Annotated in this window: 8 protein-coding genes; all 8 read right to left on the bottom strand. The window is 65.3% G+C overall.

What is annotated here, in order from left to right:
- Nucleotides 1-552: 552 nt before the first annotated feature.
- The gene (gene cobA, locus U0025_RS07945; protein ID WP_004212517.1) at nucleotides 553-1347 is read right to left on the bottom strand and encodes a uroporphyrinogen-III C-methyltransferase; all 795 of its coding nucleotides are present in this window, start codon (nucleotides 1345-1347) and stop codon (nucleotides 553-555) included.
- On the bottom strand, nucleotides 1334-3943 hold the full coding sequence (locus U0025_RS07940; RefSeq protein WP_004212516.1) for a nitrate reductase: 2610 nt from the start codon (nucleotides 3941-3943) through the stop codon (nucleotides 1334-1336). Before U0025_RS07940 ends, cobA begins: the two co-directional genes overlap by 14 nt.
- Nucleotides 3943-4311 (bottom strand): nitrite reductase small subunit NirD, encoded by a 369-nt coding sequence (gene nirD / locus U0025_RS07935; protein ID WP_004212514.1) that lies wholly within the window; start codon nucleotides 4309-4311, stop codon nucleotides 3943-3945. Before nirD ends, U0025_RS07940 begins: the two co-directional genes overlap by 1 nt.
- Nucleotides 4308-6821 carry a nitrite reductase large subunit NirB gene (gene nirB, locus U0025_RS07930; protein ID WP_004212512.1) on the bottom strand — a complete coding sequence of 838 codons (2514 nt, stop codon included), beginning with the start codon at nucleotides 6819-6821 and terminating at the stop codon, nucleotides 4308-4310. The genes nirD and nirB overlap by 4 nt, the downstream gene beginning before the upstream one ends.
- A 211-nt stretch (nucleotides 6822-7032) precedes the next feature.
- Nucleotides 7033-8238 carry a hypothetical protein gene (locus tag U0025_RS07925; protein WP_004212510.1) on the bottom strand — a complete coding sequence of 402 codons (1206 nt, stop codon included), beginning with the start codon at nucleotides 8236-8238 and terminating at the stop codon, nucleotides 7033-7035.
- A gap of 81 nt (nucleotides 8239-8319) precedes the next feature.
- A complete protein-coding gene (locus U0025_RS07920) occupies nucleotides 8320-9564 on the bottom strand; it encodes a nitrate/nitrite transporter (protein WP_004212508.1) in 1245 nt (414 codons plus the stop codon).
- Between the two features lie 219 nt (nucleotides 9565-9783).
- Nucleotides 9784-10998 carry a CmpA/NrtA family ABC transporter substrate-binding protein gene (locus U0025_RS07915; protein ID WP_004212507.1) on the bottom strand — a complete coding sequence of 405 codons (1215 nt, stop codon included), beginning with the start codon at nucleotides 10996-10998 and terminating at the stop codon, nucleotides 9784-9786.
- On the bottom strand, nucleotides 10995-11576 hold the full coding sequence (locus U0025_RS07910; RefSeq protein ID WP_004212504.1) for an ANTAR domain-containing response regulator: 582 nt from the start codon (nucleotides 11574-11576) through the stop codon (nucleotides 10995-10997). Before U0025_RS07910 ends, U0025_RS07915 begins: the two co-directional genes overlap by 4 nt.
- Nucleotides 11577-11640 lie beyond the last annotated feature (64 nt).

Genomic DNA, 11640 nt, shown 5'->3' with positions numbered 1-11640 from the left:
ACGGAGGACAAGACGAACAAACGGCAGGTTTCGGACTTGCGTCGGGTCAGCCTAAATGGCCGAGCGTAAGGCGCATAGCTACTGGGCGGCTTCGCGATGAGCGAGTGGTTGGTTCCGGTGGAAGCTGCCGTCCAAAGCTCGATTGATGAACAACGCATTCTGGTCGACAGTTGCCGGAAAAGCCAAACGTATGCTGTTGGGGACCGAAAATCAGGCCATGGGTCGCCGACATTGCTCTGTTCACCTAATGTCTGAATACCCCTACATTTGGCTGAACGGTTCAACCCTTTACCAAACAACGCCTGAAATTTGCGAAGCATGAAAAGTTGCCAGCACCTCTGCGGTAAAACAAAGAATACGGAGAGCTGCGAAATAGTTTGCCCGGCTGCCCCCCCATCATTGTACCCATCGGTGTACACCTGCTTGATAGAGCAGGCCGTTCACTGACGTGAAATCAGTTACTTAGATATGCGCGATGTTCGGTCAGGGATCCTGTCTCCCCGAACACTTTCCAATATTATCAGTTAGATATACGGCGTCGCTGTTACTGCTTCAGCGCGATGCCATCGATCGGCGGACATCGTCCGTTGCGCCAGCCATGGCCATGTCGGCCTGAGCCACCGCCTTGCCGATAAGGATCAGGGTCGGACGATCATCGGCAAAAGCCTGCGTCACCAGCGGCAGGAGATCAAGGCGCGTACGCAACTGCTGTTCCTGCGGCAGCGACGCATCGCAGGTGATGAGCGCCGGGGTCGCGCCCGGCAAGCCCGCAGCGATCAGCGCGCGACTGAGTTCCTGAGCGGCCTCGCGTCCCATATAGACGGCCAGGGTGCAGGCCGGATCGGCCAGGGCATCCCAATCCAGATCCAGCGCCTGACCCCGGCGGCTGTGCGCCGTCACGAACTGGACCCGGCGCGCAATGCCGCGCAGCGACAGGGAAATGCCCGCCGACGCCGCGACGGCGCTGGCCGCGGTGATGCCGGGGCAGATCCGAACGCGAACGCCGACCGCGCGCAGCGCCGTCATTTCCTCGGTCGAACGGGCGAACATCGCCGGATCGCCGCCCTTCAGCCGAACCACCCGCTTGCCCGCCAGCGCCGCCTCCACCAGCATCTCGTCGATCGTCTGCTGGTCCTTCGAATGGCGTCCCGACCGCTTGCCGACGCTGACCCGTTCGGCATGATCGGGAATGAGGTCCAATATGCCCGGCCCGACCAGCGCGTCGTGGAAGATGATGTCCGCCGCGCAGATCAGCCTTTCGGCCTTGCGCGTCAGCAGGTCGGGATCGCCCGGCCCGGCACCGACCAGCCAGACGTCGCCCGGCGCGATGAGGTCATTCGGCTGCATGCAATGTCTCCTGAGATGTCTGGGCCAGGATATTGGCGATGGCGGGGCGGCAGGAACCGCAATTGGTGCCGGCGCCCAGCGCCTTGCCGATCGCAGGCACGTCGACCAGTTTCTGATCGCGGATCGCTGCGACGATCTGGTTGAGGCCGATATCGAAACAGACGCAGATGGTGGCGCCCTTGTCCGGCTGGCTGCCCGGCCCGCGGGCGGCCAGCACGGTTGCGCCGACATCGTCGGCCGCCAACTGGCCGATCAGCCAGTCGCGCGAGGGCAACAGGCCGGTGCGGGTGACGAACAGGACGCCGGCCAGCCGGCCGTCCTGGATGATCGCGACCCGGCGACTGCCGCGCACATGATCGATCGCCTCGACCCGCTCGCCCCTGGGCAGGCAGGCTTCCAGTCGGGCGGCATCGCCATTGCCGGCCAGTTCATAGAGCGCCCCGCCCGGCACCGCGACCCGCGTTGCCCAGAGGCAGGGCAGATTCACTGGCTCCTGCCCGCGCAGGATCAGGAAGCCCTGCCATTGGGTCGAGATCTTCTCGACCGCGGCCGGGGTCGACTTGAAGCCGGGCTGGCCGGAATGCGGATCGACCAGCGGACGCGGTAGCAGGCCGGTACGCCCGCCGCTCGATATCTGGTCGGTCCAGTGGATCGGGGTGAAGATTTCGCCCGGCCGCTGCCCGTCGCTGATGCTGACGCGGAAGATGCTGTTGCCCTGCGCGGTCGACACCCGCGCCAGATCGCGATCGGCCAGGCCCAGCACATCGGCATCCTGCGGGTGGATTTCGACCAGCGGCTCCTCGCGATGACGCGCCAGCTTGGGCGCCAGACCCGTGCGGGTCATCGTGTGCCATTGATCGCGATAGCGACCGGTGTTGAGCGTCAGCGGCCAGTCGCGCAGCGGCCCCTGCAAATCCATCTGCTTCGTGAGCACCAGCCGCGCCTTGCCGTCCGGGGTCGGAAAATGTCCGTCGGCAAAGGGCACCCCGCCCCAGCGGAAACTGTCCATCGCGTCATAGGCGTCGTTACCGATCGCCGCCTGCGCCCGCAGGTTGAGCAGCCTCTGCCCCTCATTCTGATAAGCGGTCAGGCGCGCATGTTCGCGCCAGATGTCAGCCGGCCGATCATAGGCGAAGGCGTTTTTCCAGCCCATGCGGCGGGCGACCTGGGTGATGATCCACCAGTCGGGCCGGGCCTCGCCGGGCAATGCCATGAACGGGCGCTGGCGGCTGATGGTGCGATCCGAATTGGTGACCGTGCCGTCCTTTTCGCCCCAGCCGGCGGCCGGCAGGCGGACATGGGCGTGGGTACTACTGTCGGTGTCGGCGATGATGTCCGACACGACCAGGAAGGGGATCGCCTCCAGCGCGTCGCGCACCCGGCCGGCATCGGGCAGCGAGACGGCGGGATTGGTCGCCATGATCCAGAGGGCCTTGATCCGGCCTTCGTCGATGGCGCGAAACAGGTCGACCGCCTTCAGCCCCGGCTTGCTCGCCATCTGCGGCGCGGCCCAGAAGCGGCCGACGCGGGCGACATTTTCCGGCGCGAAGTCCATATGCGCGGCGAGCGTCGAGGCGAGACCACCGACCTCGCGCCCGCCCATGGCGTTGGGCTGGCCGGTGATGGAGAAGGGCGCCGCGCCCGGCTTGCCGATGCGCCCCGTGGCGAGGTGGACATTGATGATCGCATTGACCTGATCGGTGCCGCGGATCGACTGGTTGATGCCCTGGCTGAACAGGGTGACGGTGCGCGGGGTCGCGGCGAACAGCTCGAAAAAGGCCTTCAGCAGCGCCGGGTCGATGTCGCAGGCCTGGGCCGTCGTCCACAGGTCATGGCCGGTGCGGACATGATCCCAGAATCCGTCGGGCGCGTTCACATGATCGGCCAGATAGGCCGGATCGGTCACGCCCTGCGCATCGCACCAGGCGAGCAGCCCGGTCATCAGCGCGACGTCGCTGCCGGGCCGGATCGGCAGATGAAGGTCCGCGCCCTCGCAGGTTTCGGTGCGGCGCGGGTCGATCACGACCAGCTTCGTGCCGCGCGCGGCGCGGGCGGCCTGAATGCGCTGATAGACGATCGGGTGGCACCAGGCGGTGTTGGAGCCGACGAGGATGATGAGGTCGGCCTGTTCCAGATCATCATAGCTGGCCGGCACCACATCCTCGCCAAAGGCGCGATTATGGCCAGCGACCGCGCTCGACATGCACAGGCGGCTGTTGGTGTCGATGTTCGCCGACCCGATGAAGCCCTTCATCAGCTTGTTGGCGACATAATAATCCTCGGTCAGCAACTGGCCCGAGACATAGAAGGCCACGCTGTCCGGGCCATGACGCTCGATCGTCTCGCGAAATTTCTTCGCGACCAGATCAAGCGCCTTGTCCCAACTGGCGCGGCGCTTGCCGATCATCGGATGGAGCAGCCGGCCGGTCAGGCCCACCGTCTCGCCCAGATGGGTGCCCTTGGAACAGAGGCGCCCGCCGTTGGCCGGATGCGCCTCGTCCCCCTTGATGATGACCGAGCGCGGCCCGGTCGGCGTGGCGGCGATGCCGCAGCCGACGCCGCAATAGGCGCAGGTGGTGCGGATCGCCTGCGCCATCAGGCCGCCTTTGCCGCGCTGGGCACGGGAATGACCGCCTCGCGCAGCAGGAAGATGCGGCCCGCCTCGACCTTGAGCGGAATGGTGGGGACGCAGCCTTCATCGCTGCCCAGTGCCTTGCCGGTCTTGAGCGAGATGTTCCAATTGTGCAGCGGGCAGGCAACGACCGATCCATGGACGATGCCTTGGCTCAGCGGTCCCTGCTTGTGCGGGCACTTGTTGACCAGCGCGTAGAACTGGTTGTCCTGCGTGTGGAAGATGGCGATTTCCTCGCCGCCGCGCACCGGCAGGGTGCGGGCATTGCCGGGCGAGATCTGATCGACGGGGCCAATGTCCAGCCAGGTGCCGACTTGGGTGTTCGGGATCATGCGAGCGTCTCCATGGGGCGGACTTCGGCCAGATGCTGGTGCAGTTCGGCGTCCTCGCCGGCGGCGCGACGCGCCCAGGGATCATCCTGCATGAACTGCTGGGAGAAGAGGAAGCGCGCGCGCAGCGCTTCGCGGCCGACATCATCCGCGACGATGCGGCTTTTCACATAATCGACGCCGACGCGCTCGATCCAGGGCGCGGTGCGCTCCAGATAGCGGGCTTCCTCGCGGTAGAGCTGGATGAAGGCGGCGCAATAATCGAGCGCCTCCTGCTCGGTCGCGACCTTGCAGAGCAGGTCGGTGGCCCGGACATGAATGCCGCCATTGCCGCCGACATGCAGTTCATAACCACTGTCGACACAGACCACGCCGAAATCCTTGATCGTCGCCTCCGCGCAATTGCGGGGGCAACCCGATGCCGCGATCTTGAACTTGTGGGGCATCCATGACCCCCAGGTCATATGTTCCAGCTTGACGCCAAGACCGGTCGAATCCTGGGTGCCGAAGCGGCACCATTCCGACCCCACGCAGGTCTTCACCGTGCGCAGCGACTTGCCATAGGCATGGCCCGACACCATGCCCGCAGCATTGAGATCGGCCCAGACGGCGGGCAGGTCTTCCTTCCTGATGCCGAAGATATCCAGCCGCTGGCCGCCGGTCACCTTGACCATCGGGGCGTTATATTTTTCGACCACATCGGCGATCGCGCGCAGTTCCCTGGGGTTGGTCAGGCCGCCCCACATGCGCGGCACGACCGAATAGGTGCCGTCCTTCTGGATATTGGCGTGCATGCGTTCGTTGACGAACCGGCTGCGCTGGTCGTCCTGATACTCACCCGGCAGCGCGCAGAGCAGATAATAGTTGAGCGCGGGCCGGCAGGAGGAACAACCCTCCGGCGTCGACCAGTTCAATTTCTGCATGACTTCGGGGATCGAGCGCATGTCCTGCGCCACGATCTCGCGACGGACATCATCATGGGTGAAGCTGGTGCATTTGCACATCGTCTTCGGCCCCGACTGGACATCGTCGCCCAGCGTCAGCGCCAGCAGGGTTTCAACGAGGCCGGTGCAACTGCCGCAACTGGCCGACGCCTTGCAGGTGGCGCGGACCGCATCCAGGCTGTGCGCGCCCTTGGCGATGCACGAGACGACCTGGCCCTTGGCTACGCCGTTGCAGCCGCAAATCTCGGCTTCGTCCGAGAGCGCCGCAACGGCCGCCTTAGGGTCCAGCGCGCCCCCTCCCGAGGCGAAGGCCTGGCCGAAGATCAGCATGTCGCGCATGTCGGCGACATTTTCCTCGCGCTTGAGGAGGTCGAAATACCAGCCGCCATCGACGGTATCGCCATAGAGGACCGCGCCGATCAGCTTGTCGTCCTTGACGATGACCCGCTTGTAGACGCCGCGCGAGGCGTCGCGCAGGACGATATCCTCACACCCCTCGCCGCCGGAAAAGTCACCGGCGGAAAAGACGTCCAGCCCCGCGACCTTGAGCTTGGTCGAAGTGACCGAGCCCTTATAGCCCGAATGCTGGTCGGTCAGGCCATCGGCGAGACTCCGGCACATGTCCCACAGCGGCGCGACCAGGCCATAGACATTACCGTCATGTTCGACGCATTCGCCGACCGCCAGCACGTCGGGATCGCTGGTGACCATATGATCGTCGACCTGGATGCCGCGATTGACGGCCAGGCCGGCGTCGCGGGCCAGCGCGGTCGCGGGGCGGATGCCGACCGCCATCACCACCAGGCTGGCCGGGATCTCGCGGCCGTCCTTCAGGCGAACGCCCTCGACCTTGCCGTCGCCATAAATGGCTTCGGTGTTGGCGCCGGTCAGGATGGTCTGGCCGCGTCCTTCGAGCGCGGTCTTGAGCAGCCAGCCGGCCGCCTCGTCCAGTTGCCGCTCCATCAGCGTGTCCATCAGGTGGATGACGGTCACCTTCATGCCGCGCAGGGTCAGGCCATGGGCGGCTTCCAGGCCGAGCAGGCCGCCGCCGATCACCACCGCGCTGCCGCCATCCGCAGCAGCGGCGAGCATGGTGTCGACATCCTTCATGTCACGGAAGCTGATGACGCCGGGCAGATCCTTGCCGGGCACCGGGATGATGAACGGATCGGAACCGGTCGCGATCAGCAGCTTGTCATAGCCGATGGTGCGGCCCGACTGGCTGGAGACGGTCTTCGAGGCCCGGTCGATGGCCTTTACCGGATCCCCGGCGATCAGTTCGATGCCATTGTCGGCATACCAGGCGGCGTCGTTGATGACGATCTGCTCGAACGTCTTTTCGCCCGCCAGCACCGGCGAAAGCATGATCCGGTTATAGTTCACATAGGGTTCGGCGCCGAAGATGGTGACGCGATAGCGCCCCGCATCGCGCGCCAGCAATTCCTCGACCGCGCGGCAGCCGGCCATGCCGTTGCCGATGACGACCAGATGTTCCCGTGCTTGCCCCACGGGCGGCAGGACAGTGTCCTCATCCTGCGTGACCGGGTCGATCCCGTCCTGAAAGTCCATCCCCGTTACTCCAGAAAAGAAAAAAGCCGCCATCCAGACCCTCGGGGATTGAAACCCGAGAGTCTGGATGGCGGCTTTGCCATCATCTAGTGCCTTGCCAGTCCTACCCTGAACCGTCGCAGCGATGTGAAGCGGGACATCCTTGTCCCTTGCAGTGCAGCATATGGGGAATCGCCCGAACGCTCAAGCGATTCCTCTCATGGCTTTTCAATCAGATGCTCCAGTCGGCCTGAAGCCATAATTTGTCGGTATCGGTCGCCATCGCCCGCGCATCATAATGGGCGTAGCGCACCGACAGGGCGGTCCTGCGCAGCTTCGCAGATGCGATGATATCCCACTCATTGCCATAATGCTGGTCGAGCCGGTCGCTCTCGAACCGGTGCCAGGTCGCGGCCAGTGCGACGCCCGACAGCGGCCCCACCTGCTTCCAGCCATAGCCGGTGCCGACATAGAGGTCGCGCATGCCGTTGGCGGGCGTGGTCAGGAACTTGTCGGCCCAGCCCTGGAACTTGAAATTGGTGCCAAGCGGCGTCTGGAAGCTGGTGAGCGCCGTGCCATGACTGGCGCCCAGCACCTCATAGCCGGCATTGAGCTTCCAGCCATCCAGGTCGAGCGTGGCGTCGGCCAGCCAGTAATCGGCGGCATAGTCGTTGGGATTGCGATGATAGTCCGACTGGCGGGCATAGCTGAGCTGATAGGCGATCTTGGCAGACTTGGAGAGCGGCTGGCTGCCCGCCAGGCGCACGCCATAGGTCTGGCTCGACAGGCGATAGGCCTGCACCGCCGCCTCATCCTGATCAACCAGATAGGCAAAGCCGCTGAGCGTGCCCAGCGGCGTGGCATAGGAGAGATTGGCGAGGATATTGTCGCCGCTCACTGCCTGCTGACGCGCGCCCTTGCCCTGAAAGCCCCAGATGGTTCGGACGCTCCAGGCATAGGAGACGTCCAGTTTCAGCCCCTTGGCCGGCGTCAGTTCGGCGCGGACCGCGTCGAAGGTCTGGCCATTGTCGCGAAAGGCGACATTGCCGACGAAGCGCTCATCATCCAGCACGATCTTCTGCCGCCCGCCGGTCAGGGTCAGTGACTTGGTCCGATATTGCAACTGGGCGATATAGAGGGCGACATTCTGCGGATCGGCCACCAGCGGCTTGATCGCTGCATTGTCGAAGCCGTCGAAATAGCGGTCGATCACCGCCAATGTCCCCTGCCCCACCAATGTCGCCGACAGCGCGCCGCTGCTGGCCGTCAGGCCGGCGCGGGCCCGTACAGTGAGCGCATCGGCCTGCTGCGCCAGGCCATGCTGGTCGGCATGTTCGTAGCGCAGCCGCGCCTCGGCGACGGGTTTCAGGTCGATCTGCTGGGCGCAAGCAGGCCCGGCGACGGCCAGCCCGGCCGTCGTTACGAGAAGATATTTCATGGATGATCGTCCCCCCTCGGACGGAAAGAGCGTGGCTCGGGGCGGCAGTCCTCAAAAGAGGCCGCCGCCCTCCTCTCCAACTCAGATGCGGGCCCCGCTGGTCCAGTTGGCGCGCCACTTCGCCTTGACCAGCGCCACGCCCAGCAGGGCCATCACGGCAAGACCGGCGAAGATCAGGAAGCCGGGCGCGAAGCTGCCGGTCAGTTGCTTGGCCAGGCCCAGCGAACTGGCGAGGTAGAAGCCACCAATGCCGCCCGCCATGCCGACTAGGCCGGTCATCACGCCGATTTCCGCCTGGAAACGCTGCGGCACCAGTTGGAAGACCGAGCCATTGCCGGTGCCCAGCGCCAGCATGGCAAGGACGAACAGGGCCAGCGCACTGGCCAATGTCGTCGCCTGCGACACCCCGGCGAGCGCCAGCGCCGCGACGACATAGACGATCATCAACGCCTTCACGCCGCCGATCCGATCCGCCAGCGCGCCGCCCATCGGCCGCACCAGCGACCCGGCGAAGACGCAGGCTGCGGTGCAATAGCCCGCGATGATCGGGGTCAGCCCAAACTGGTCGGTGAAATAGATGGGCAGTGATGCCGCCAGCCCGACGAAGCCACCGAAGGTGACGGCATAGAAGGCCATCAGCCACCAGGCGTCCGCCGTCTTGAGCGGCTCGAAATAATCAACCAGCCGCTTGGCCGGCGGCGCGTTGGGCGCGTCCTTGGCCATGATCATATAGGCGACGAAAACGATCGACAGCGGGATGCAGGCAAGACCGAGCACCGCATTCCAGCCAAATGCCTTGGCCAGCATCGGCGCGAACAGCGAGGCCAGCACCGTGCCCGAATTGCCCATGCCGGCAAGGCCCATCGCCTTGCCCTGATGCTCGGGCGGATACCAGCGGCTGGCGAGCGGCAGCGCGATCGCGAAGCTGGCGCCGGCAAAGCCCAGGATCACGCCCAGCACCAATGTACCGCCAAAACTGTTGACGCCCATCAGCCAGGCCAGGAACAGGCCGGCGATGACGATGATCTGGCTGATCGCGCCGGAGCGCTTCGGGCCGATGCGATCGACCAGCAGGCCGTTGACGACGCGAAGCAGCGCGCCGGCGAGTGTCGGTGTCGCCACCATCAGCCCCTTTTCCGCGGGCGTCAGCGCCAGCGTCTTGGCGATCATCGGCGCCAGCGGCCCCAGCAAGACCCAGACCATGAAGGCCAGGTCGAAATAGAGAAAGGCGGCAATCAGGGTCGGCGCGTGGCCGGCCTTCCAGAAGCTTGTCGTGGCGGGGGCCGATGCGGCCTCCCCTTCGCGGTCCCAATAAGCAGTAGCCATGATGCGTCCCCCAACCAATGGAATTGGAAACGAAAAAAGCCGCAGGCCGGACGCGCGCACTCATGGCGTGGTCCGGTCAGCGGCTTTGCTGCGAAAAATGGATGGAATGGCGATCCCACCCTTGGGACGGCGCATTCGTCTGGACGCGCCTCGTCGCGCGATCCTTTATCTTATCCCGTAGAATGCGTTATGTTGCAAGGCACAAATTCGCCCTTCATTTCAACGGAGGGGCGCAGAATCCCGCAGGAAATCCTCAATCCGTTCGGGGTCGAAGATTCGCCCGTCGAAAAAGCGATCCGGGCCAAGCGTCAGGTCGCCGCGATGGGCGCCGACCGGCATCGGGGTCGTGAGCGCCCCTTCCAGTTTCATACTAGCCCCCGGCATCGGCAGGCCGCTATCGGCCAGCGCCCGGCGGAAAATATCCGGCCGGAAGACGGCGGCGGCCCGCGCCGCTGTTTCCGCATCATGGGCCACCATGCCCCAGCGGACCAGCTGCGAATAGATCCACAGCGCCTGGCTGCGCCAGGGGAAGGCGGTCGCTTCGCGCGCGAACAGCATGAAATCGGGATTGGCGATCGGCGCGTCGCCGAGGCGCGCCACGATCCGCCCCGACAGCGCACGCAGGATCAGGTCGGCGGGCTGGTCGACATAGCGCGGGTCGGACAGGAGATCGGCGAGTGCCTCATGATGCGCCGGATCGTCGCACCAGGCGGCCGACCGGGCGAGCGCGCGCAACAGGCGATCGACCGTTTCCGGGTTCGCCTCCAGCCAGTCCTGCCGAAAGGCCAGAACCTTCTCCACCCCCCGCTGCCAAATGCGTTCGCCGATCGCGACGGTTTCGGCGAGCCCGGCCTCGATCGCCGCGCTGCCCCAAGGTTCGCCGGCGATGAAGCCGTCAATTTCACCCGCCCGCATCGCCTCGACCGTCAGCGAGGGCGGCAGCACGCGCAGCACGACATCCCGATCGGGATCGATGCCCGCGCTCGCCAGCCAATAGCGCAACATGATCGCATGGCTGGAAAAGCGATGGACGACACCGATCACCGGCTTGCGCCGCCACAGGCCGATCGCGGCGGCAAAATCATGGGCAGTGCCCAGCGGGTCGGCAAGCCGCCGGGCGATGTCCGGCTCCAGTGCCCTGGCGAAGTCCGGTGCCATCACCAGCATATTGCCGTTGACGTTGAGCTTGTAGGGCGCGGCCAGTGCGGCGGGCTGCTGGCTGAGGCCCAGCGTGACCGCCACGGCCAGCGGCGCCAGCATCTGCGCGCCCTGCACCTGGCCATAGACCAGCCGGTCGCGCAGCGTCGCCCAGCTGGTGGTCCGCACCAGATCGAGCGCGATCCCCTCTTCCTCGGCAAAACCCCGTTCGCGCGCGACCGCCAGCACGGCCACGTCCGTCAGCGGCAGAAAGGCTATCCGCAGCAATTCGCTCATATGCCCCCTCCCAGCAGGTCGCTGGCGGTAATCAGCGCCTGCGCCACATCCACGATCTTCTTGCCCTGGTTCATCGCGCTCGACCGCAGCAGCGCATAGGCATCCTGCTCGGACAGGCTGCGCTGGTTCATCAGGATCGATTTCGCCCGGTCGATGATCTTGCGGTCGGCCAGCGCGGTGCGCGCCTCGTCCAGTTCCGACTGCATGCGGGCAAAGGCATTGAAACGTCGCACCGCCAATTCCAGCACCGGCTTCACCCGCTCCTTGCGCAGGCCGTCGACGACATAGGCCGACACGCCGGCATCGATCGCCGCGCCGATCATTGCATCGTCGGACTGATCGACGAACATCGCGATCGGCCGGGCAAGCGCGCGGCTGACCGTCAGCATCTCCTCCAGCGTGTCGCGACTGGGGCTGCCCAGATCCATCAGCACCACATCGGGCGCCATCCGCTCCAGCCGGGCAACGAAGGCGCCGCGGGGCGGGACGATATGAATATCGTCATAGCCCGCCTCACGCAGCCCTTCTTCCAGGACCGTCGCTCTCAATCCGCTGTCGTCGATGATGACAATTCGCATGGCGCCCCTTTGGATACGCCCATAGCAGCAGTCCGACGGCTCAGGTCAATCGAAAGCGAATGGC

Source organism: Sphingobium yanoikuyae (assembly GCF_034424525.1).
Lineage (GTDB): Bacteria > Pseudomonadota > Alphaproteobacteria > Sphingomonadales > Sphingomonadaceae > Sphingobium > Sphingobium yanoikuyae.
The sequence above is the reverse complement of the archived record's forward strand: the minus strand, read 5'-3'. Positions and strand labels throughout refer to the sequence as shown.